Genomic DNA, 22,493 nt, shown 5'->3' on the forward strand with positions numbered 1-22,493 from the left:
CGAGAGCAGCCCATGTCTACTAATCGCCCCCTTGCGACGGCGTTACCGCCTCGATTCAGACGACCTTCACTATTTACCTGCGCTATCGTCCTGACGTTTTTAGTCCTGTTTGTTCAAGGCGCCATGGCGACCAACGTCACGTTTGAACGCTTGCTGCGGGGAATCGTTAATCTGGGGCATTTCTTGGGTCGCGCTTTTCCCCCCGATCTTAGCAATCTGGATGTATTGGCATGGTCGATGTTTGAAACGCTGAACATAGCCATTGTGGGCGTGACCATAGGGATAATACTTAGCCTGCCATTTGCCCTGCTGTCGGCACGCAATACCGCCCCCGCCCCCTGGGTTCGCACCTTAACCCGATTTATTGTTTCGACGATGCGCACCATTCCGGACCTGATTTGGGCGCTCATTTTCGTGGTGGCCGTGGGCCTAGGCCCCATGGCCGGCGTGCTGGCGATCATCATGGACACCATTGGTTTTGCAGCGCGCTTTTTCTCGGAGCGTATCGAAGAAGTCCATCCCGGCCCTTCCGAAGCGCTCAGCGCCACCGGTGCGGGTAAGCTTTCAGTAATCGGCGGCGCGATCCTGCCGGAAACGTTGGCCTCCATGACGGCTACCAGCCTGTATAGCGTCGAAAAAGCCCTGCGCTCAGCAGTTACTTTAGGTTTGGTCGGCGCTGGCGGCATCGGCGTTGAGCTGGCTGCCGCCATGCGACTTTTCAATTTCGACCGCGCGCTGACCATCATTCTGCTCATTCTTGTGGTCGTAATAGGCTTCGAGCAGCTGTCATCGCAAATTCGCAAGCGCGTTATTTAATTGGCTGGGCAGCGTCGCTGCCCCCACCGTTGATAGAAGAAAGCTTCACGCGACGCTACCACGGCAGCAGTTCACCATTGCTGTGCCAAAAACCGCCGCTATTTTCCTGCGTCAGCGTTTTGATACAGGCGGCAATACCCGTGGCGGCTTCCTGAGGGCTGATCATCCCACCGAAGTTAACCATGCGCGTTTTTACATAGCCGGGGTGTATTTGCGCTACGGCAATACCTCGTGGTTTAAGGTCCATGGCCAGCGATTTTCCAAACGCGTTCAGCGCCGCCTTGGACGCCCGATAGCCATAGCGGCCGCCGGAATCGTTATCGGCGATCGATCCCATGCGGCTGGTGATGTTGGCAATCTTACTGCCGTCTTGCATCAACGGCAGCAGTGCCTCACTGACCCGCAAAGGTGCATAGGCATTGATTTCCATCTGCTCGCGGATGCTGTCGAAATCCAGCTGACCTAACGATTCATCGCGCAAGAGGCCCGCATTGTTGATCAATAAATCAAGCCTTTGGCTATCAAGCGCTTGTGCCAAACGCTCAACATCCCCTGGCTTGGTCACATCGATACCTTCAATAACACGATCAGCCACGCGCTCAAGCTCTTCTGATGATTGGCGGCAAACACCAATTACCTGCCAATCTTCATCTCTATAGTGTGCCGCCAGTGCCAACCCGACACCTCGGTTAGCGCCGGTAATCAATACGGTTTGCTGTTTCACTGTCTTTTCCATGTTGTCTTCTCCGCGCTTGAGGATAAATAAAGCCACGCTGGCTATAAACGTAGCGTGCTGGCTTTGAAAGAGAAACGCAAAGACCGCACTTAACTTAGGTTTAAAACCAAGACTTAAACTTGTACAAGCTCAAGTCGCTTAACTACCTTTGAAGCAAGGCGTTAAAAACCCGCAAAGAGGAGCCAGCGTCAGGAAAAAATAAGGGGCCCATGGAGGATTACCCGTATGAACCGACCGTGCACAATTAAATTTGATGATAAAGAATTAACCGGTAACGCCGATGAGCCGTTGATTGATTTTCTAGAAAGCCACGGTATTTCCTTACCTAGTGTCTGCTATCACCCTTCTCTAGGCGCTATTGAAACGTGCGATACCTGCTGGGTCGAGGTTAACGGTGAAATGAAACGTGGCTGTACGCTACGTACCGAAGAAGGTCTTAATATTTCCAGCCTTGACACTCAAGCTACGGCTGCTCGCCATGAAGGCATGGACCGCCTGCTGGCCAAACACGAGCTCTATTGTACCGTGTGCGAGAATAACAACGGTGATTGCCGCGTGCATAACGCCGTGGTCGAGATGGATATTCCTATTCAGCGCTATGAATTCCAGCCCAAGCCCCATCCAAAAGATACTTCCAGCCCGTTTTATACCTACGACCCGGACCAGTGCATTCTATGCGGCCAGTGTGTCGAGGCGTGCCAGAACGTCGAGGTCAACGAAACGTTAAGCATTGATTACGCCAGTGAAAACCCGCGCGTACTGTGGGATGGCGGCAAAGAGATCAACGACTCAAGTTGTGTTCACTGTGGCCACTGTGTCACGGTTTGCCCGTGTAATGCGCTACAGGAAAACAGCATGTACGGGCAGACTGGCCCGCTTACCGCACTGCCTTGGTCGCTTAAGCGGCCTATGATCGAAGTGGTCAAGGAAATCGAAAACACCACCAGCGCCAAACCCATCACCGGTATTTCAGAGCTGGATGCCGCTTGGCGGCAGCCGGGTATCAAGCGCACTAAAACGGTGTGTACCTACTGCGGGGTGGGCTGCTCGTTTGAGATGTGGACCCAGGATCGCAAGATTCTTAAGGTTCAGCCTACCCCTGATGCCCCCGCTAACGGCATTTCCACCTGCATCAAGGGCAAATTTGCCTGGGATTTCGTTAACAGCGAAAAACGCCTCACGACACCGCTGATTCGGGAAAATGGTCAGTTCCGTGAAGCCAGCTGGGACGAAGCGCTGGACTTGGTGGCCCGCCGATTGATGAATGTACGCGATATCCACGGCCCGCAAAGCGTAGGCTTTATCGGTTCCAGTAAAGCCAGTAACGAAGAGGCTTACCTGACTCAGAAGATTGCCCGTCTGATCATTGGCACCAATAGCGTGGATAACTCGTCCCGCTATTGCCAAAACCCGGCCACCAAAGGGCTTACCCGCACCGTGGGTTATGGCGGTGATGCCGGTACCATCAAGGATATCGAGCAGGCGGAAGTAGTGGTGTTGGTAGGCAGCAATACCGCCGAAAACCATCCGGTGATTGCCTCGCGTATCAAGTCCTCGCAAAAACTGCACGGCCAAAAGCTGGTAGTGTTCGACCCCCGCAAACATGAAATGGCCGAACGGGCGAATCTGTTTATGCGGCCCAATGCCAGTACCGATTTAATCTGGGCCTCGGCACTATCGCGCTATATGTTCGATAACGACCTAGCCGACTATGAATTTCTTGAGCGCTGGGTCAATAACATCGATGAGTACCGTGAATCACTAGCCCCGTTTACCCTCGATTTTGCCGAACAGAAAACCGGCATTCCCAAGCAGCAGCTAATTGAAGCCGCCGAATTAATCGGCAGAGCAAAAAGTGTCTGCCTGTTATGGGCCATGGGGATTACTCAGCATAGCCACGGCTCGGATACCAGCACCGCGCTTTCCAATTTGCTATTGGTTACAGGTAACTACGGCAAGCCAGGTACCGGCGGCTACCCCATGCGCGGCCACAACAACGTCCAGGGTGCCAGCGACTTTGGCTGCTTGCGCAATATGTACCCAGGCTATGAAAAGGTCACTGACGAAGACGCCCGCAAGCGCTGGGCCAAAGGCTGGGGCGTTAAGCCTGAGCAGCTTTCTCTGGAAGAGGGCTGGGGCAACTTCCTGATGGTTCAGGCAGCGGCTGACGATAAGCTCAAGGCCATGTACATCATTGGCGAAGAGACGGCTTTTTCTGATGCCAACACCCATAACGTTCATTCCGCGTTTGAAAGCCTCGACTTTATGGTGGTACAGGATATTTTCTTGAGCCGTACCGCTGAGTTTGCCGATGTGGTGCTCCCCGCCTGCCCTAGCGTCGAGAAAGACGGCACGTTTGTGAATACCGAACGGCGTATCCAGCGCTTTTACCAGGTACTGGAGCCGCTGGGCGATAGCCGCCCCGACTGGCGTATCCTTAAGGATCTTGCCGCCCGTATGGGCCACGACTGGGGCTATACCCATCCCTCCGAGATCATGGCGGAGTGCGCGTCTATTTCACCGCTGTTCGCCGGGGTCAGTTACGAGCGCCTTGAAGGCTGGAAATCGCTGCTCTGGCCGGTTGCCGCCGACGGCACCGACACACCACTGCTGTATACCGATGGTTTTCCCACCGACGATGGCAAGGCCAGTCTGTTTGTTCTTGAGTGGCAAGAGCCTCTTGAGGCCGCTGATGATGAATATGATTTCATGCTGGATAACGGCCGTTTGCTGGAGCACTTTCAAGGCTCCAACCAAACCGGGCGATCTCAGGGTATCTGGGACCAGGTGCCCGGCAGTTTTGTCGAGGTAAGCCCGGAGCTCGCAGCCGAGCGCAACATTCAAGACGGTACTTGGGTGCGCATTACCTCACGCAGAGATAGCCATGAATTCCCCGCACTGGTCACCGACCGCGTCGCGGGCAAGACACTTTATCTACCGATTCACTTTGGCAAGCCTGGGGTTAATGGGCTAACCGGTGAACACACCGACCCGGTGGTTCACACGCCCGCCTATAAGGAAACGGCCGTCAAGCTTAAGGTACTGGATAAACGCACCGAGCCGCCGCTGCCCAGCACCAACTACCGGTTTGGAAAACGCACGCCTAATGAAGGCGTCGCCGTCGAGGTGAAGTGGGCCAACGAGGATTATACGTTGCCGCCTGCCCAGCAAATGAATCCGAGGAAAATGTAATGGCCGAACGAATTTCCCACGACGTGACGCCGCCCAAAATCGGCCCAGATGCTCAGGAAGAGCTCGATAGGCTTGTGCAAACGCTCCATGAACACGGCATGCTTCGGTTTGCCAACGATGTGGTGGCTTCCAATCATGAGCTATTGCGTATTCTGGTCGGGGGGTTAAATAAACAAGGCACACTTAATGCCATCCAAAACCTTTCAGTGATCGCCATGACACTTTCGACGCTGCCGCCGGAGCGTTTTTATCAGGTAATGTTTGCACTTAAGGAAGGAATTGAGCAGGTCGGCGACCACCGCCACGACGAAGAAGCGCACCCTTCAAGTAAAGAGCAGGACAAGGAAAAGGACAGCGCCCCCGGCATCACCGGGGTCTATCGCATGCTTAAAGACGACGAGCTGTGGTATGCCATCAAGCCGATTCTGGCGGGCCTTAAGGCTTTTTCAGAGCGGCTCGACAGGCCCGTAGACAAGCCGGTGACTGATTTCACCGGCAAACCCACCGAAGGCCCATGAGGACGGTGAATCAAAACAACGCATCAGTAAGCACGCTACTGTTTTGACATATCCCGCTGAGTTTCTAAGCTTAGAGATGTTCGCGATCTAAGACTTTAGATTAACTCTATATTCGATTAACAGGGAAGCTATCGAAATGAAATACCGTCCGTTAGGGAATTCAGGACTGCTGGTATCCGAGATTGTACTGGGCACCGTCCCCTTCGGGGGAAGTGGCGGCTTTGAGAAAGCGGCCAGCGTCGATGTAGAAGGCGCGCGGCGCCAGATTGATATGGCGATTGATGCCGGGGTTAACCTGATCGATACCGCCGATCTTTACTCCATGGGCGAGGCGGAAAAAATTGTAGGCAAAGCGCTGGGCAACAAGCGTCAGGACATCATTCTAGCCTCCAAGGCGCGTAGCCCGTTGGGCGACAACCCCAACCACAGTGGCTTTTCACGCTATCACTTGATCAACGCGTGTGAGGCCAGCCTGAAACGCCTGGGTACCGATCATATCGACCTGTACCAGATGCACAACTGGGATGGCGTAACGCCGGTTGAAGAGATGCTGTATGCGCTGGATCACTTGGTACAAAGCGGCAAAATCCGCTACTACGGCACGTCCAACTTTACCGGCTGGCAGATGATGAAGACCATCGGTAAGGCCGAGCTTCATAACCTGGCCGGCCCTATCAGCCAGCAGATCTACTACACGCCGGAATCCCGAGAGGCCGAATACGAGCTGATGCCGCTGGCGATCGATCAGAACATCGGCACGCTGGTCTGGGGACCGCTGGGCGAAGGCGTGTTCAACGGCAAGGTGCGCCGCGGCAAGAAAGCGCCGGAAGGCACGCGCCAGGGCAACGGATGGCCCGAACCCTATATCCACGATATGGAGCGCGCTTACGACATCATTGAGCTTCTGGCCGAGATTGCCGAGACGCACAATGCGTCCATTCCGCGCACCTGCCTTGCCTGGCTGAAGGACCGCCCGGGCGTGACTTCTTTGATTGTCGGCGCGCGCAACGAAGAGCATCTGAAAGATGACCTGGCTGCAGCAGAGCTTACGCTGAATCAGGAAGAGATTGATCGACTCGAAGCCGCCACGCGCCCGGCCCCGCTTTACCCCTACTGGCACCGTGTGGTGGCCGGTATGGACCGCATCGACAAGGCCGAGCAGCCGTTTATCGACAACTTCCGTAAAACCATCGATAACCGGGATGACGAGCGCTAAAGGCACGCTACAACGCCAAAAAGTCGGTATGGGATTACCCATACCGACTCAAGATCGAAGTAAAGCTTAAACCAGTAACGAACCCACACTAGCCATTAGAAGTGATAACGAGCGCCTACCGCGTAGTACATATCTTCTTCGTAGTCGTTAACGGCGTCTAAATTGCGATCGTTAAGCTCAAGGAACATATCGAAGTTTTTGGTCAGCTTGTACATGGAGCCCAGCGCCCAAGCGTTACGGTCGCTGCTGCTGTTATCCAGGTCGATGTTGTAGTAGTCGCCGAAGAACTGCCAGGAATCGTAGATATAAGTGGCGCCTACACCAATCTTATCGAAGCCACCACCGTAGGTGTCGTGGTTGCCACGGGTTTCATAACCTACGCGTACGGCAAAAGCGTCGTTGACTTCAAACGCCGCTGTAGTACCGAAACGTGTTTTACCGTTGCCACCGCCACCACCACGTACGGTATCTTCGACGTAACCAATCGCTAAACGCACAGGGCCGGTTGAATAGACAACACCACCCTGGGTGGCGATTACGCTACCTTCTTCGGTTTGCTCGGCTTCGGTCAGGCCACGCTCAGAGAAGTGCTTGGCAGAAATGACCGCCTGGAAGCCTTCCATTTCCGGCGTTTTATAGCCGATGGAGTCGCCACGTGCCTGAAGACCGCCACCCGCGAACTCATAGCCGCGCTCGACGTAAACGTCGAAGGGGGTCATGACGTAGTTGTCGTAGAAGCTGTTGTAGTTACCGGCCATGAACGTACCGAACTGCTCGCTTTCAAGGCCCAGGTAGCTGTTACGCACCTCATCAAAACCGGGGCTGCTACGCTCGTCACCTTTAAAGCGCCACTCTACGCGGGCAAACGCACGCAGGTCAGAAGTAATCTGGTGGCCAGCTGTGATGCGCAGACGCGAACCAAAGTTACGGAATTCTTCGCCGTTATCCTTACCATCTTTAACACCGCCACCCTCAAACCCCATGGCGATACGGCCGTAAATATCTAGCGTGGTACCGTCCTGGTCATACACCATCGCGGCTTGAGCTGCAGAGGCGCCTAATAAACCGCAAACCCCTAACGCTAGTGTCGTTTTCTTAAACATGTTCGATCCCGTTGAAATAGTCATATATTTTTTTAATAAAAAGGCTCTAAACAAACATGAGTTCGCCCGGGGCCTCAACGCTGCAAATAGTAGAGGCCGTATATTTCATTTATTTTAAAGTTTTAATATTTTTAGTACTTTGTGATGTTTATTTAATTTTTAATAAAATCTACTTAACACCGTAACAATATATTGATATAGCCATATACTGTTAATAATTAATTATTATTTACTTTCATGTCATCACATATTCACTACCTTGACTTGGCAGTGTCACTGTCTCTGGCCACACTGAATTAAAATGTGATAAAGGGATGGATCGCGTATGCGGCTTTGTATCGTTAGCGAAACATGGACACCGGAAATAAACGGCGTTGCTCATACATTGAGTCGGCTGCATCAAGAACTCTACCGACAGGGCGTTGAGGTTGATGTGATTCGACCACGGCCACGTGTAAAAGGCGAGACCGCTAACGTCAAACAGGAACTGCAGGTCAGTCGCTGCGTTCTGCCTGGCTACACGGATGTCCAGGTAGGCTTCACCCGCCCTTCCACGCTTCGACGGTTTTGGCGCGAACATCGTCCAAGCGTCGTGTATCTCGCTACACAAGGCCCGCTAGGCTGGGTAGCACGCCAAGCCGCGCGCCAGCTCAATATCCCGCTGGTAGCTGGCTGGCACACCAATTTTGACCACTATTGTCACGACTACGGCGTGCCCTGGCTTGAATCGGCCACCCGTCGCTATCTGCGCTATTTTCATAACGGCTGCGAACTTACCCTGGTACCTACTCAGCTGCAGGCCACGGCCTTGAGCGAGCAAGGTATTCGTAACGTTCATGTTATGTCGCGCGGCATTGAGGGCGAGCAGTTTTCGCCTGCCCACCGTGATACCGAGCTACGTAAACAATGGGGTGTGAGTGCGCATCAACCCGTAGCGCTTTATGCGGGCCGTCTAGCCGCAGAGAAAAACCTCACGCTGCTTCAGGAAACCATGCAAGCCATGCGTGCAGTACGCCCGGATATGGCGCAAGTGATTGTAGGTGATGGCCCTGCCCGGGCGCAGCTTGAAAAAGCGCTCCCCGAGGCGCACTTCACAGGCTTTGTGGATAAACAGGAGCTGGCCCGCCACTACGCCAGCGCCGACCTGTTTATCTTTCCTTCGCTTTCTGAAACCTGGGGCAACGTGGTTGCAGAGGCCATGGCAAGCGGCCTGGCCGTTGTGGCTTATCGGCATGCCGCCAGCGCCGAGCTGATTCAGAATGGCCATAACGGCATTACCGTCACGCCTGACGACAGTGAAGCCTTTCAGCAGGCGGCAGTTGAGCTTTGTCAGCATCCGGCCGATTACGCGCGGTTAGGACGTGTCGCACGCCTTCGGGCGCTTGAGCAAAGCTGGTCGGGCATTGCCGATCAGTTTATGCAGTATCTCCAACAAGCCCAGGAGGCTTATCATGCGCCCACGCCCGCTTGTCGTGTTCGATCGTCTTGACCTACTGGAGTGGCAGCTTTGTCAGCGCGTTACGCGTCTGAACCTGTTTCGCCCCTGGCGCATTACCCTTCAGGCCGCCAGCCGATTAGGCGACTGGCCCATCTGGGTACTCCTGATTGCCGCTCAGCCCTGGCTACAAGCGGATGGCACCTGGCGCATCGTGCAATACAGCAGCATTGCCCTGGCTGCCATGGCGGTGTATCGGCTGATCAAAACGCGCCTCTGCCGCGAGCGGCCCTTTATTACCTATCTAGGCGGCGTGCATTGCGGCGAGCCGGCCCGCGACCGTTATAGCTTCCCAAGCGGTCATACCATGCACGCCGTGCTGTTTAGCGTGCTAGTAGCCGCTCATACACCGTGGCTGCTTCCCATTGTGTTACCTCTGGCACTGCTGATCGCTATTTCCCGAGTGGGCCTTGGGTTGCACTACATCAGTGATGTTATCGCGGGGGGCGCTATCGGCTATGGTTTTGCTTTTCTGAGCCTTTACTGGATGGGGTAAAGTAAACTTTTCGCCATTTTAAGCGTTAGGCACTAATCTAAAACCAACTCTGTCATTTAAACGGTCATGCGAAGGCGTGGGTCTTTCGCATTCATTAGGGAGCGATGTAATGACCATGACGGTTGGCGAACTCTTTGTTGCGCTTGTAATTATTGCGCTAGCACTCGTGGTTAGTAACGCGTTGAGGCTTAGGCTCGCGTGGCTACGCAAGCTTTTTCTACCCAGCTCGGTGATTGCCGGGCTGATACTTTTATTGATGGGGCCAGATGTCATTGGTCGCCTGATACCTGCCTTTTATGAAGAAAGTCCGGGCCTTTTTCCTGCTTATGTGCAAGAGAGCTGGGCGGCCTTGCCGGGTCTGTTGATTAACGTCGTGTTTGCCGCTCTGTTTATCGGCAAGGCTATTCCTGGCCTTCGTACCATCTGGCTTCGCGCCGGGCCTCAGGTTGTGGTGGGCCAAACCATGGCATGGGGGCAGTATGTCGTGGGCCTTACCCTGGCGCTTTTGGTATTAACGCCGTTATTTAACATGAACCCCATGGTGGGCGCGCTCATCGAGATTGGCTTTGAAGGCGGCCATGGCACGGCAGCAGGCATGGCGGATACGTTCGCCGATCTGGGCTTTGAGGAAGGGGCTGATCTGGCACTTGGCCTAGCCACCGTCGGGATCGTTGCCGGTGTGCTTATCGGTACCCTGATGATCAATATCGCCGCCCGCCGAGGGATTATTACCCCCACCAAGGAGAGCGACGCTCCGGATGACCTGATGCGCGACGATGAGCGTCCTTCCACCGAAGAGTTTAGCGAGTTTAAAAAAGACCTTACTCACGAAGCAGGCACCACCGACCCGCTCAGCCTGCATATCGGTTTGGTGGGCATCGCCATTCTAATTGGTTGGCTACTGCTTTCTGGCCTGCAGTGGATCGAGCAGGTTACCTGGGCACGTAACGATGGCCTTGAAATACTTGCCCATGTGCCGCTGTTTCCTATCGCGATGATCGGCGGGGTAATCGTCCAGTTAGTGGTGACTCGCTTTGGCCTGGAGCACCATGTCTCCACACGCACCATGGCGCGAATTGCCGGTACTGCGCTTGATTTTACCATCGTGGCGGCACTAGCCACGCTGTCACTGACGACGCTAGGTGAATACTTTCTGCCGTTCTTGCTGCTTTCAGCTGCAGGTATCGGTTGGGGATTATTCGTGCTGATCGTGATCGCCCCGCGGATTATTCCAGAGAACTGGTTTGAGCGAGGCATTGGCGATTTTGGCCAGTCCATGGGGGTGACGGTCACGGGTCTTCTTTTAATGCGTATGGCTGATCCGAAAAACGAGTCCGGCGCGTTTGAAAGCTTTGGCTACAAACAGCTCATGTTTGAACCGATTGTAGGAGGTGGTTTGTTCACCGCGGCTGCCCTGCCGCTGATTGCCGAGTTTGGCGCCTTAGCTATCCTGATATTCACCGGGCTTTTAACCTTGGGTTGGCTGGCCTTTGGTTTGCTCTATTTTGGCCGCATGGTGCCTGAACACGGCCAAGGCCGTTGGCAGCAGAAATAACCTTAGTAGCCATTTGCTATAAAGCCCCATGCCCGCGTAAGCGGGCATGGGGCTTTATAGGATACTGCTAAAGGTATGGCTAACAGGTGTGCTTTAGGGGCTAGGGTTCTAGGCATTCGACAACAGCATCATGCCATCACTCTTTTAGGCTCAAAGTTCGGGCGGTATATCGTCCGGGTCTTCGGTGGTGACCATAAAAGAGCTTTTAAACATCATGTATAACCCGATGGCTGAAAACCCCAAAAAAAGCACAAACATGCATAACATCAGTCCCATCGCCATAGCGCTTATCCCTGAAAGTACGCGGTTGTTGCGTTGACGTTTTCTAACCGCTTAGAGGTAGTATGCCGACAGAATAGACTAAATCGATGCGTTCATCTGTACAAAGGTTACGCAAATTATAATTTGGTTTAAATATAGTATAAAAATCAATAGATTACGGATAAAGGCAACGCAAAAAAACCACTTCGCTTTCGCGAAATGGTAGTTTTGCATCTGCGCCATTCCTTGGCCTCGACAATTAGCGTCTCCATACGCTAATACATGTGAGCAGAATGAATGTCCTTAAGCTTCCCTGTTTTTCTAAATTTGGCTCCTGCCTTCCCTTATCTTCTATCACTCAACTCACGCTGTTACTACTTAGGTAGTGCAGCCAGCGGGCCAACATTCCGTTTAACTCTATAAAAATCAAATAAATCATGTATTTAAAATTTAACAATCTTTTTTAATAAGAGTATATAACCTCTTAAAGATGTGTAAAAAAGGCACATGCGACAGATAAACACGGCTCACTATCGACCTTATTGATTAAATCAGTGACAAGAAGATACAACAGCGCTTATTTTACGTAGTACAGCAATCACTACTTCAGATTCATGACGACGCTAGGCATGCCTACCTGAGAGGAATGACTGTATGAAACGTACTGTGGCTATGGTTTTTCTGATGACAACTCTCACGCTGACTATTAGCGGCTGCAATACAATTGCGGGTGCCGGTAAAGATATAGAGCAAGGCGGTCAAGCAATTCAAAATTCAGCAGCGAGTTAAGCCACCATGATGACCGTCTACCTGTCACACGGCTTGGAAAGCGGGCCAAAGGCCCTGAAAATCCAGGCCCTAAAAGGAATTGCAGAAAAGCTTGATGACTGCGAGCCGGTCGTCATGGATTACCGAGGCATGGCCGAACCCTCAAGACGTCTTGAACACCTGCTGGCCACCATTGCCAAGCGCAACGACAAGCCCGAGGAGTGCGTTCTGGCAGGTTCAAGCCTTGGCGGCTGGTTGAGTGCCGCGGCCAGCGCCCATCACTCTGTGCTCGGCTGTTTTCTGCTGGCCCCGGCACTGGGCCTTCCCGAGTATCCGCAGACCTCGCCCACCATTGCGGCCCGGCTTACCCATATCATTCATGGTTGGCAAGACGATGTGGTGCTCCCAGGCCCGGTGATTGAGCATGCACAGCGCCAGCACCTGTCCTTGCGCATGGTGGATGATGACCATCGCCTGCATGCAAGTCTGGACACCATTCTCAGCGATTTTGAACGCTTTCTCGCTCAGTGTCAGGCCCTTAATCAACAGGCCATTCAAGCAGGCGATTCTTAACTGATTAATACTTGGCCTACTCGTCGGCAAGCGCCGGTAGTAGCGTTTTCAGTTTGCGCGTCAGGGTGTTTCGCCCCCAGCCGAGTAGCTCGGCTGCCTCTCCCTTACGCCCGCCGGTATGCTTTAACGCCGTCTCGATCAGGATTCGCTCAAAGTCCGGCACGGCCTCTTCCAGCAAATGCGTATGCCCTTCGGCCAGGGCGCGGTCGGCCCATTCGCGAAATGCCGTTCGCCAATCGCCATGCGTACCGCTTTCAGCTGTATGCGGGGAGCGTAATTCAGGAGGTAGATCTTCCACCAGTATTTCGCGCCCTGAGGCCATCACCGTTAGCCAGCGACAGATATTTTCCAACTGGCGCACGTTACCCGGCCACGGCAGGCGCGTCAGGTGTGCTTCGGTTTCGGCTGTCAGCACCTTGATATCGGTCGTCAGCTCCTTGGCAGCTTCGGCCAGAAAGTGGCGCGTCAGGCGTGGGATGTCCTCGCGCCGCTCGGTAAGGCGCGGCAGATGGATGCGGATAACGTTCAGGCGGTGGAAAAGGTCTTCGCGAAAACGCCCGTCATCCACCAGAGACTCAAGATTCTGGTGTGTGGCGGCGATAATACGCACGTCTACCCTGACCGGCGTATGCCCGCCCACTCGATAGAACTCACCATCGGCCAGCACGCGCAATAACCGGGTTTGGGTTTCGGCGGGCATATCGCCAATTTCATCCAGAAACAGCGTGCCACCATTGGCCTGCTCAAAACGCCCCTGGCGCTGGGCCGCCGCCCCGGTAAAGGCGCCCTTCTCATGGCCGAACAGCTCAGATTCAATCAAATCACGCGGGATCGCCGCCATATTAAGGGCGATAAACGGTTTGCCCGCCCGAGGGCTGTGTTGGTGAAGCGCCTGGGCGACACGCTCTTTACCCGTGCCCGACTCACCATTGATCAGCACCGTGATATGCGAGTGGGAAAGCCGACCGATGGCCCGAAACACTTCCTGCATAGCGGGTGCTTCGCCGATGATTTCTGCATTCAGACCTTCAGGCACGCTGATCGGCCGCTGCCGCTCTCGGGCATGCGCGACTGCCCGGCGCACGAGCGCCAACGCTTCATCCACATCAAATGGTTTGGGCAGGTATTCAAAGGCGCCGCCTTGGTAGGAGGCCACCGCGCTATCCAGGTCCGAATGCGCGGTCATGACAATCACCGGTAAATCCGGGTGCACGTCGCGGATGCGCGACATCAGCCCCAGCCCATCGATGCCCGGCATGCGAATGTCCGTCACCAGCACATCCGGAGGGTTTTGCAGCAGTCTTTCAAGCGCTGTATCGGCCCGTTCGATGCACTCTACATCCAGGTCCGGCTGTGCCAACGCACGCTCAAGCACCCAGCGGATAGCGCGGTCGTCGTCCACAACGACCACCCGTGCAACCTCATTACGTGTCGCCTCAGTCATGACGCTTCTCCGGTGCAGTTAATAACCAATGGAATCAGTAAACGAAATTCGGTGTGTCCGGGTCGTGAGTCGCATTCGATCAATCCTTGATGCTGGTGCAAAATCGACTGGGCGATGGAAAGCCCCAGCCCGCTGCCTTCGGCGCGCCCTGACACCATGGGGTAGAAAAGCGTTTCTTTAAGCTCTTCCGGGATGCCGGGGCCGTTATCAATCACGCCCACCTCGCTTACCAGACGGTGACGCTCAGCGCCCAGCGTGAACTGGCGCCGGGCACGGGTGCGCAGCATCAGCTCAGGCGCGGGGGTCTCGGCATCGCTCATGGCCTGTACGGCGTTGCGGGCCACGTTGAGTACGGCCTGGATCATCTGCGATTCATCACCGGAAAGATCCGGCAGGCTGGGGTCGTAATCACGACTAACAGTGATGCCCGGATGCTCAGCAATCAGCAGCGCCCTTACTCGCTCCAGCACTTTATGAATATTCACCGGTGCATGCTTGACGATGCGATTAGGTCCAAGCATCGAGTCCACCAGATCCCGCAGGCGGTCGACCTCTTCAATAATGATATGGGTGAACTCACGCAGCGCCGGGTCTGCCAGGTCGCGCTCCAGAAGCTGGGCGGCGCCCCGAATTCCGCCTAGCGGATTTTTCACTTCATGGGCAAGGCCCCGGGCCAGCACCTTGATGGTCTCCTGACGCGTGGTCAGCGCCTCCTCGCGAGAAATCTGCATCAAGCGATCGCGGGGTTCCACTTCCAGCAGCAGCTCATTTTCCGACAAGGGCGTTACGGTGTAATCCACCGTCAGCGCTTCGCCGTTGACCGGAGTAATACGCGCCTCGCGCTGGGTGTAAGGGTGAAAGGCATCCCGCGCCTTAGCCAATACCTGATCGATACTTTCGTCACCGCCCAGCAGAGTATCCAGGTTGATTCCCTCTACGCGGCTAAAGCTTACCGCCAGCAGCGCTTCGGCGGCCGGGTTCATCCAGCGTACGCGGAGCTCACCGTCCAGCAGCAGTACTGCCATGGTGAGATGTTCTAGTAAACGCTGATACATGACGTGTCCTGAAGCATCGCTCGTGAAATCATTCATCGTTATAGGGAAATTGCAAAAAGCGCGCCAAGTCGGCTCACTATTGCCTACCTGCACGGCTTATGGGCAGTTGTGGGTATGGCGCGAGCTTTTTTAGCGCAGCACATGATCAGCTACTTTTTGTCAATGCACTATTTTAGTGCATTAAGCCTGATTAAGGGGCACGTTACTCACCGGTTCAGTGCAATAAAAAAACCCCGCCGAGGCGGGGTTTTAGCGCTATCACCAAGTGATTAGCAGCTGTAGTACATATCAAACTCGATGGGGTGCGTGGTCATACGAATACGCTCCACTTCTTCCATCTTGAGTTCGATATAGGCATCGATCATGTCGTCGGTGAACACGCCACCTTCGGTCAGGAACGCACGATCAGCGTCGAGTGCTTCCAGCGCCTGATCCAGGCTGTTGGCCACAGTCGGTACGGACTTGCCTTCTTCCGGCGGCAGGTCGTACAGGTTCTTGTCCATGGCATCGCCAGGATGGATCTTGTTCTTGATACCGTCGATACCGGCCATCAGCAGGGCAGCAAACGCCAGGTACGGGTTGGCTGTCGGATCAGGGAAGCGAGTCTCAACGCGCTTGCCTTTCGGGCTTGCCGTGTAAGGAATACGGATAGAGGCCGAACGGTTGCGGGCGCTGTAGGCCAGCATGACCGGCGCTTCGAAACCCGGTACCAAACGCTTGTACGAGTTGGTAGAAGCGTTGGTGAAGGCGTTCAGGGCGCGCGCGTGCTTGATCACACCGCCAATGTAGTAAAGCGCCATTTCAGAAAGGCCTGCGTACTCGTCACCGGCAAACTGGTTCTGACCATCTTTCCAGAACGACTGGTGTACGTGCATACCTGAACCATTGTCACCCACCAGCGGCTTGGGCATGAAGGTCGCGGTTTTGCCGTAAGCGTGGGCCACGTTGTGGATCACGTACTTCATTTCCTGAACTTCGTCGGCTTTCTTCACCAGCGTGTTGAACTTGACGCCGATTTCGTTCTGACCGGCGTTCGCCACTTCGTGGTGGTGAACTTCTACGGTCTGACCGATCGCTTCCAGAGTGTTACACATTGCACCACGGATATCGTGGAAGCTATCCACCGGCGGAACCGGGAAGTAGCCACCCTTGACGCGTGGGCGGTGGCCCAGGTTACCACCTTCGACGCGGCTGTCAGTTGCCCAAGCGCCTTCGTCGGAAGAAATTTTGTACATGGAGCCCTGGATGTCGGACTTCCAGTGCACTTCGTCAAAGATGAAGAACTCAGGCTCCGGGCCGAAGAAGGCGGTGTCGCCCAGGCCGGTAGATTCCAGGTACGCCTCAGCGCGCTTGGCGATGGAGCGCGGGTCACGGTCATAGCCCTGCATGGTGGCAGGCTCGATGATATCGCAACGCAAAATCAGGGTAGCGTCTTCGGTGAAGGGGTCGAGGAACGCGGTGCCGTCTTCCGGACGCAGAATCATGTCGGATTCATTGATGCCTTTCCAGCCCTCGATAGAAGAGCCATCAAACATCTGGCCATTCTCAAAGAACTCTTCGTTTACATCGCGGGCAGGCACGGTGACGTGCTGCTCTTTACCACGAGTATCGGTGAAACGCAGGTCCACCCACTTAACATCATGTTCTTCAATTAGCGCGAGAGTCTTGGCTGACATTGTGTCCTCCGGTATGAGCGTGGCTTAAAGCGTAAAACAGTAAGCTATCGATAAAAGTGTTATTAGACAAACTAGTCATTCGACAAATAACGAGCCAGAGGGCGCGCTTGTCATTGTTGTTCGCTCAACGATTGCCTGCTTTGGGTAACAAATCGTCCAGCGATCATTTCAAACCGGCTATCGTTGTAGCACGCCGCAAGGCATCTGCCTACGACCCACTAGCCGCTGACCAATACAATGCAGAGAGCATGCCAACTTTGCACCAACTTGTCCTGTCTCAAAAATAAGTCATTGTTTAGAAAAAAATAAAAATTAACTGACTATGCCTCTCCATGTAGCATAGCGTTGAACAATTAAGTTTTGGCTACCTGATGAGCGTAGTTTTGAACCAAAAAAGTGCAATAATTAATTTTTATGGTTAATTTTGGTGCAAAGCCTGGATTTAAGCTTTTAAGCGTTTTCCAAACAGCATGGCGCCAATGGTAGTGGTGTTAGCAACCTGGTTGAGCATGATGGAACCGCTTGCGCCAACAAGGATCAGCAGCAGCATATAAGCGGCCACCGGCAGTGAAAAAGGCGCGACAAACACGTCGGTAATTGAAAAAAACATCGGGTGAGCCAGGTAAATGCCAAATGAGTATCGATTGATATAGCGCACCCAGCCTGGCGCCGGGCAATCTTTCAGGTAACGCATGGCAACCAGTGTAAAAAGCACAAATAGCGGAATGACCCACACTTCCTTGGAAGAAAACTGCAGCCAGCCGGCAATGCTTGCCATGATCAGCAGACACACCCAAAGCCCAAGCCACACCGGATGAGAAAGATAGCGCATCCACACTGGCTGCTCGGGCGTCTGGGTCACCGACTCAAAGGGATAGTAGCGCACCAGTACCAGCGCCAGAAGGAACAGGTAAATCCAACCCAGAGGGGCAATCCACAGCAGATACCCTGGCAGTTCAACCTCAAGCCAATAGGCCGTGCCCCAGTACGCCATACTTACCAGGCAGCTAAGCCATAGCCACGGCACCGGGTTGAAGCGCCACAGCCGCCAGCGCGTAAATAGCCAATAGGCGACATAAAACTGCATGGCAATGATCAGGAAATAGCCGTGCCACCCGGCAAAGATAAAGTACTCCACCGCGTTGGCGATAAAACTCACCGGCTGCCCGATCATGCCTAAACGCGCCCACTCCGCCGTCGAGTAGATAAAGCCATACACCAGATACGGCAGCATGACGTACTTCACCCGCTGGGCTAAAAAGCCGGGCGGTACCGCCTTGTCATAGCGCATGGCGAACACGAACACCGAGATAAACAGAAAGATCGGCGTACCCAGCACCAGCGGCAAACGCATCAGGTCGGTGGCCAGGTTATCCACATGCTGATTGACGTGGTCCAACAGGTGAAACAAAAAAACGGCCACACAGCCGTAAGCACGCAACCAGTAAATTTCTTCTATTCTTTTATGCATACCTACTCCATGTATGCCTAACGCTGGCCTACCATGAACACGCCCGGTTACCGTGGCGTCCGACTCTATCACCTGCTAATAATTCCTGGAGGCAGTTTGCCACTCTCTTCATTCACTGACATATCACGATGGTCGTTACGTCCACTTATAACCAGGCTGGCCGCCCTGCTGGGCCTCTGGAGCTTCTTTAACACAGCGATTGCCGGTGAGGTTCGATATCACACCTTTGAATCACCTACGCTTGGCCACGCCTACCCCTACACCGTTTATTTACCCGACAATTATGACGCTGAGGCGAGCTCGCCATACCCCGTCGTTTATTTACTCCACGGCTCCTTCGGTAATGAGCGCGACTGGGCGGCCAAGGGCAACCTTGCCCAAACCGCCGACCGGCTGATTCGAGCGGGGCATATTCCGCCTGCGGTATTCATCATGCCCGGCAGCCGCAGCTGGTGGATAGACGGTCACAATGAAGCAGGCCGCAGCGCCTTTTTCAATGACCTAATTCCGCATGTAGAAGCGCATTACCAGGTAGGGTCAACGCGTGCGCTACGTGGTGTGGGCGGGCTTTCGGCCGGGGGTTTTGGGGCGCTTAACTTTGCCCTGGAAAAACCCGAGATGTTTGGTGCCGTGGCCGCCTTGAGCCCGGCAAGCTATGTCCCCTACCCGCCGCCTAACTCATCTGCCCACCGTCACCCCTCCTTTCTAGATGAGCAAGGTAATTTTGATACTGCCCTATGGGATGCGCGCAACTACCCTGCTTACCTTGAAGAGTATCGTATTAACGTAACGCCCCGCCCCAGCGCCGAAGAAAGCGATATTCCGCCGGTGCCCCTTTACATTAGCGCAGGACGCAGCGATGTGTATGACGCCGAGTTTCACGCCCGCCAGCTACGCCAAGCCATGGAGCGCATTCAGCCCAACGACGTACGCCTGGACCTCTACCCCGGCGGACACACCTGGCGCGTATGGCGAGCAAGCCTTCCGGCGGCCTTAACCTTTATGTTTCAGCATATTGGCGACAAATCCACTAGCCAATAACTGGCGAGCCCAGCAATAAGCAAACTACACTGGTTTTATGGATGAACTGACAAGGAGAGAGCGATGCATCGACATATTGAATGGGACGACCCCGGTAGCGCCAGCGTATCCAAGCTATTCGCCAACGACCATCATGACCATGCCAGGATTGGCAACGGTGATATTCTCTCGGCCCGCTACCGAGGCAAGATCGTCCGCGTTGAAGTAGAAGCCTACCGCGAGGAAGACGCCGTTAGCATTGGTAAGGTTGTCGCTATCCTCGACGCCAAAGGCAATCGCCTGAAAGGCATGGACAAGCTCGACATCGGCGACATCGTCCGCCTACCCGACGACAAGCGCGCGTTTGAGCGCCGGGAAGAAGAGAAAGACAAATAAACCAATCTGGACCCGTTCTTTCTTCCATAAAAAGAGCCTCAATCGAGGCTCTTTTGCTTGGTGGTTAATGACTGATTTTATTTGATGCCGGCACTAGAACCTAAACCTAGTGTGTCGAAGCAACCTAAAGGCCAGCACACGCTGCCTTTTATCCAGCCTCGGCACCTTCAAAGTAGCGCGGCGTAAGCGTTAGCGCACCCGCGAAAGCACCGCACAGCGGTGCCGAGTGCATATAATTTAATCAAATACAGCTGCCTGGGGCAGTACACCTTCAGTGGCCCTTCCATTGGTGGTGACTTTCTAAACTGCCTAGACGGCAGAGCATACGTCACCTTCACTAAAACTAGGCACACGCCAAGTAGCGCGGCGTAAGCGTCAGCGCACCCGCGAAAGCACCGCACAGCGGTGCCAAATGCACATAATTTAAATAAAATACAGCTGCCTGGGCGGCTAACTCCCCGGTTACAGAAAAACGCAAAGGCCATGACCGCGTACTGGAAGGCGAAAGCAAAGAGCTGGCCAAGCAGTTCAGCTACAGCCCTTCTAGTGACAGCGTCGAATGGGGGAGCTTGATGGTCTACGCGGCTATGCAGAACTACGGGGGTACCAAAGCTGAGTTCTCGCATTTGTGGGGTGATATACCAGGGCGTGAATTCATCGGTCTGAATGATGACGATGAAGACGAGGTGCTGGGTATCCTCGCCGACCATTTGGGCGGCTGACCTGCAACCGCCAGAAAGGCCCTGTGAGCGGCGCAAAGCACCTACCCGCTACGTTGCCTTGCATTTGCTCAGCAAGGCGCGTTAGACCCGCGTTAGATTCAGCGGAATCGATAGCCTAGATACAACGACAGCATGTATTTCATTATGATAGGTACCAAACCCACTACCTACATAAAGGCAGGATTCATGATTTTGTATAAATACTTAACCTACGAAGTCGGTTACTCAATACTAGAGAATAATTCGATCGCTTTTAGTAGTCCTGAATCGTTCAATGATCCGTTCGAGAGTGAAGCTGCTTGCTCATTCTTTCCAGGTAAAGCAAAAATAAATCTGAGTACTCAAAAAAAAATTCGCGATGCAGCAGTGCAGCAATTTAAAAAATCTTATGGAGTTCTTTCGCTAACACGCCAACCTCTTAATCCGCTTATGTGGTCGCATTACGCTGGTGAACACACAGGAATGGTAATAGGAATAGATGTTTCTGAGGAGTGTTTCACCAGTGAAATCGAAAACACCATACCAGTTCAGTTTGGGAATGTAATTTATACCCATACAAAACCTTCCAACTTATTTCTAGACACTCTTTCTGAGAAGCTCAATATAACTCAATCCTTTAGTTTTGATCGAGATCATATCGAAACTTACCAAAGAGCGTTTCTTTATAAAGCTTCATGCTGGTCATATGAAGAAGAAGTCAGGATTGTTAAATCCATACCGCTACCACTAAACCCTGAAAAATTCATAACATTAAAAAGCGGAAACTTTAAAATAATAAACGCTTTCAGTAGATGCAACCTGATTGACCTACCGCTTTTTTTAATGCCAAAGGGAGTGATTAAGGAGGTCTATATTGGACTCCGTTCTGGAATACACGATGCTGAGTATAACGCCGAGCTATCGCTAGAAATTGTAAATACAATTCGATCATCACAACCCCAAACAGCTATTTTCGGCTGTAAAATAAAAGAGAATACCTGGGAGCTAGATAGATTTGACCTAGAGAAAGAAGCACTAAGACAACTAGGAGAGACTTAACCGATTTTTCCTAAAGCGCTTTAAATCCACGCCCCACCCTAAGCCCCCGATCATGGGGCATGAAAACACACAGCCTTCACACCAAGCCCCGCGTTGCCGTTTGCGCCCTCAGCGTGCAAGCCACCAACGACAAAACGCGCCTGATGCCGTCCGGTACGTTCCATGCTCCGCCTGGGGCTGCTGAAGGCACCAGCCCCTGGCATCTTTCTGCCGAGCAAGCCCAAGCGATTATCCGTCTGGCCGCTGCGCGCAGTCCCGACATCGCTACCGACTACGAACACTAAACCCTCGACGCCGAGCAGAACGGCAAGCCTGCACCCGCCGCTAGCTGGGTCGACCCTCGCTCGCTTGAATGGCGCGATGACGGACTGTATGGCGCTATCGCTTGGCGGTGATGATCAAGCGCGCTGTGCAGGTGGTCTTTATCAATACTAAAACCCGCATCTTTCATGGCCCGGCTTACCCAAAGCGTTTCTATACGCGCCAACCGGGCTTGCTGAAATGCACGGGCGGCATCCAGTCGCTTGGCATCGTCAAACCAGAAGCGTACCCAGTATTGAAGGTACTCGGTGGGCCGATATTCACTTTGTGGGGTTAACTAGGCAACGTCCACATCGACTTCATTGGCAGCAAAAAGCGGTGTTCCACCGCCACCGCAAAACCCCACTAATACGCCCGCCTTGGCCAGTTCGCGCATCGCCGCCTGGGTAATGGAGGTTCCCGTTCCCAGTAAAAGCGATGTGGTGTTGGCAATAGGAATATTCCAGTAGCGGGATTTGCTTCCTTCGTCAGTGACGTACTCCACTCGGCCGCCATTGACCAGCACCCGGCAGTGCTGCAGGTAATAAAGGTTCGCCCGTTTCGAATGCAGAATGGTCTTTAAATCTGAGGGTGAAAAGTCATTCATAATGCGCCCCTGTTGTTTTAAGTATCTAACCATTC

The 22,493-nt window shown here is 53.7% G+C and carries 20 protein-coding genes and 2 pseudogenes; 15 read left to right on the plus strand and 7 right to left on the minus strand.

The window, feature by feature from the left end; translation table 11 throughout:
• The first annotated feature begins 12 nt into the window (after positions 1 to 12).
• Positions 13 to 816: a phosphonate ABC transporter, permease protein PhnE gene (gene phnE, locus ELY25_RS02255; RefSeq protein ID WP_126949683.1), complete on the plus strand. Its 804-nt coding sequence runs from the start codon at positions 13 to 15 to the stop codon at positions 814 to 816.
• Positions 817 to 871: 55 nt separating this feature from the next.
• Here the strand turns inward: phnE and ELY25_RS02260 are convergent, their stop codons facing one another.
• Entirely contained in the window at positions 872 to 1,552 is a 681-nt protein-coding gene (locus ELY25_RS02260; RefSeq protein WP_126949684.1) for an SDR family oxidoreductase, read from the minus strand.
• A 225-nt stretch (positions 1,553 to 1,777) separates the two neighbouring features.
• Between ELY25_RS02260 and fdhF the strand changes: the two genes are divergently transcribed.
• From fdhF to ELY25_RS02275, 3 genes are all read left to right on the plus strand, one after another.
• Complete coding sequence (fdhF, locus tag ELY25_RS02265) at positions 1,778 to 4,744, plus strand: formate dehydrogenase subunit alpha (RefSeq protein WP_126949685.1); 2,967 nt, start codon at positions 1,778 to 1,780, stop codon at positions 4,742 to 4,744.
• Positions 4,744 to 5,262: a helical membrane plugin domain-containing protein gene (locus ELY25_RS02270; protein WP_126949686.1), complete on the plus strand. Its 519-nt coding sequence runs from the start codon at positions 4,744 to 4,746 to the stop codon at positions 5,260 to 5,262. Before fdhF ends, ELY25_RS02270 begins: the two co-directional genes overlap by 1 nt.
• 136 nt (positions 5,263 to 5,398) lie before the next feature.
• Positions 5,399 to 6,478 carry an aldo/keto reductase gene (locus ELY25_RS02275; protein WP_126949687.1) on the plus strand — a complete coding sequence of 360 codons (1,080 nt, stop codon included), beginning with the start codon at positions 5,399 to 5,401 and terminating at the stop codon, positions 6,476 to 6,478.
• 95 nt (positions 6,479 to 6,573) lie between these two features.
• Here ELY25_RS02275 and ELY25_RS02280 read toward each other — a convergent pair whose 3' ends face one another.
• On the minus strand, positions 6,574 to 7,581 hold the full coding sequence (locus ELY25_RS02280; RefSeq protein ID WP_126949688.1) for a porin: 1,008 nt from the start codon (positions 7,579 to 7,581) through the stop codon (positions 6,574 to 6,576).
• Positions 7,582 to 7,906: 325 nt separating this feature from the next.
• Here ELY25_RS02280 and ELY25_RS02285 point away from each other — a divergent pair, with 325 nt between their 5' ends.
• The 5 genes from ELY25_RS02285 (at position 7,907) to ELY25_RS02305 (ending at position 12,729) form a co-directional block, all read left to right on the plus strand.
• A complete protein-coding gene (locus tag ELY25_RS02285) occupies positions 7,907 to 9,070 on the plus strand; it encodes a glycosyltransferase family 4 protein (RefSeq protein ID WP_126949689.1) in 1,164 nt (387 codons plus the stop codon).
• Positions 9,033 to 9,572, plus strand: coding sequence for a phosphatase PAP2 family protein (locus ELY25_RS02290; RefSeq protein ID WP_126949690.1), 540 nt, complete (start codon positions 9,033 to 9,035; stop codon positions 9,570 to 9,572). Before ELY25_RS02285 ends, ELY25_RS02290 begins: the two co-directional genes overlap by 38 nt.
• A 109-nt stretch (positions 9,573 to 9,681) precedes the next feature.
• Positions 9,682 to 11,127 (plus strand): sodium/glutamate symporter, encoded by a 1,446-nt coding sequence (locus ELY25_RS02295; protein WP_126949691.1) that lies wholly within the window; start codon positions 9,682 to 9,684, stop codon positions 11,125 to 11,127.
• Positions 11,128 to 12,042: 915 nt separating this feature from the next.
• Complete coding sequence (locus tag ELY25_RS02300; protein ID WP_126949692.1) at positions 12,043 to 12,177, plus strand: entericidin A/B family lipoprotein; 135 nt, start codon at positions 12,043 to 12,045, stop codon at positions 12,175 to 12,177.
• Positions 12,178 to 12,183: 6 nt separating this feature from the next.
• A complete protein-coding gene (locus ELY25_RS02305; protein ID WP_126949693.1) occupies positions 12,184 to 12,729 on the plus strand; it encodes a YqiA/YcfP family alpha/beta fold hydrolase in 546 nt (181 codons plus the stop codon).
• A 16-nt stretch (positions 12,730 to 12,745) separates the two neighbouring features.
• Here ELY25_RS02305 and glnG read toward each other — a convergent pair whose 3' ends face one another.
• From glnG to ELY25_RS02325, 4 genes are all read right to left on the minus strand, one after another.
• On the minus strand, positions 12,746 to 14,173 hold the full coding sequence (gene glnG / locus ELY25_RS02310; protein ID WP_126949694.1) for a nitrogen regulation protein NR(I): 1,428 nt from the start codon (positions 14,171 to 14,173) through the stop codon (positions 12,746 to 12,748).
• On the minus strand, positions 14,170 to 15,228 hold the full coding sequence (gene glnL, locus ELY25_RS02315; RefSeq protein ID WP_126949695.1) for a nitrogen regulation protein NR(II): 1,059 nt from the start codon (positions 15,226 to 15,228) through the stop codon (positions 14,170 to 14,172). Before glnL ends, glnG begins: the two co-directional genes overlap by 4 nt.
• 269 nt (positions 15,229 to 15,497) lie before the next feature.
• Complete coding sequence (glnA, locus tag ELY25_RS02320; protein ID WP_126949696.1) at positions 15,498 to 16,904, minus strand: glutamate--ammonia ligase; 1,407 nt, start codon at positions 16,902 to 16,904, stop codon at positions 15,498 to 15,500.
• Between the two features lie 442 nt (positions 16,905 to 17,346).
• Entirely contained in the window at positions 17,347 to 18,375 is a 1,029-nt protein-coding gene (locus tag ELY25_RS02325) for an acyltransferase family protein (RefSeq protein WP_126949697.1), read from the minus strand.
• Positions 18,376 to 18,540: 165 nt separating this feature from the next.
• Here ELY25_RS02325 and ELY25_RS02330 point away from each other — a divergent pair, with 165 nt between their 5' ends.
• From ELY25_RS02330 to ELY25_RS17955, 6 genes and pseudogenes are all read left to right on the plus strand, one after another.
• Positions 18,541 to 19,416, plus strand: coding sequence for an alpha/beta hydrolase (locus tag ELY25_RS02330; protein WP_236995633.1), 876 nt, complete (start codon positions 18,541 to 18,543; stop codon positions 19,414 to 19,416).
• Between the two features lie 63 nt (positions 19,417 to 19,479).
• Positions 19,480 to 19,791 carry a hypothetical protein gene (locus tag ELY25_RS02335; protein ID WP_126949698.1) on the plus strand — a complete coding sequence of 104 codons (312 nt, stop codon included), beginning with the start codon at positions 19,480 to 19,482 and terminating at the stop codon, positions 19,789 to 19,791.
• A gap of 452 nt (positions 19,792 to 20,243) precedes the next feature.
• Positions 20,244 to 20,513: pseudogene (locus tag ELY25_RS17765) on the plus strand (phage virion morphogenesis family protein); the annotation flags it as partial.
• Positions 20,514 to 20,699: 186 nt separating this feature from the next.
• Positions 20,700 to 21,551, plus strand: coding sequence for a DUF2971 domain-containing protein (locus ELY25_RS02345; protein ID WP_185856281.1), 852 nt, complete (start codon positions 20,700 to 20,702; stop codon positions 21,549 to 21,551).
• 143 nt (positions 21,552 to 21,694) lie between these two features.
• Positions 21,695 to 21,946: pseudogene (locus ELY25_RS17950) on the plus strand (phage protease).
• Entirely contained in the window at positions 21,937 to 22,149 is a 213-nt protein-coding gene (locus ELY25_RS17955; RefSeq protein ID WP_236995623.1) for a hypothetical protein, read from the plus strand. The pseudogene ELY25_RS17950 and the gene ELY25_RS17955 overlap by 10 nt, the downstream one beginning before the upstream one ends.
• Here ELY25_RS17955 and cas1f read toward each other — a convergent pair whose 3' ends face one another.
• Entirely contained in the window at positions 22,150 to 22,458 is a 309-nt protein-coding gene (gene cas1f / locus ELY25_RS17960) for a type I-F CRISPR-associated endonuclease Cas1f (protein ID WP_236995624.1), read from the minus strand. It lies immediately after the preceding gene.
• Positions 22,459 to 22,493 lie beyond the last annotated feature (35 nt).

The sequence above is a fragment of the Vreelandella populi genome (assembly GCF_003989825.1).
GTDB classification, from domain to species: domain Bacteria; phylum Pseudomonadota; class Gammaproteobacteria; order Pseudomonadales; family Halomonadaceae; genus Vreelandella; species Vreelandella populi.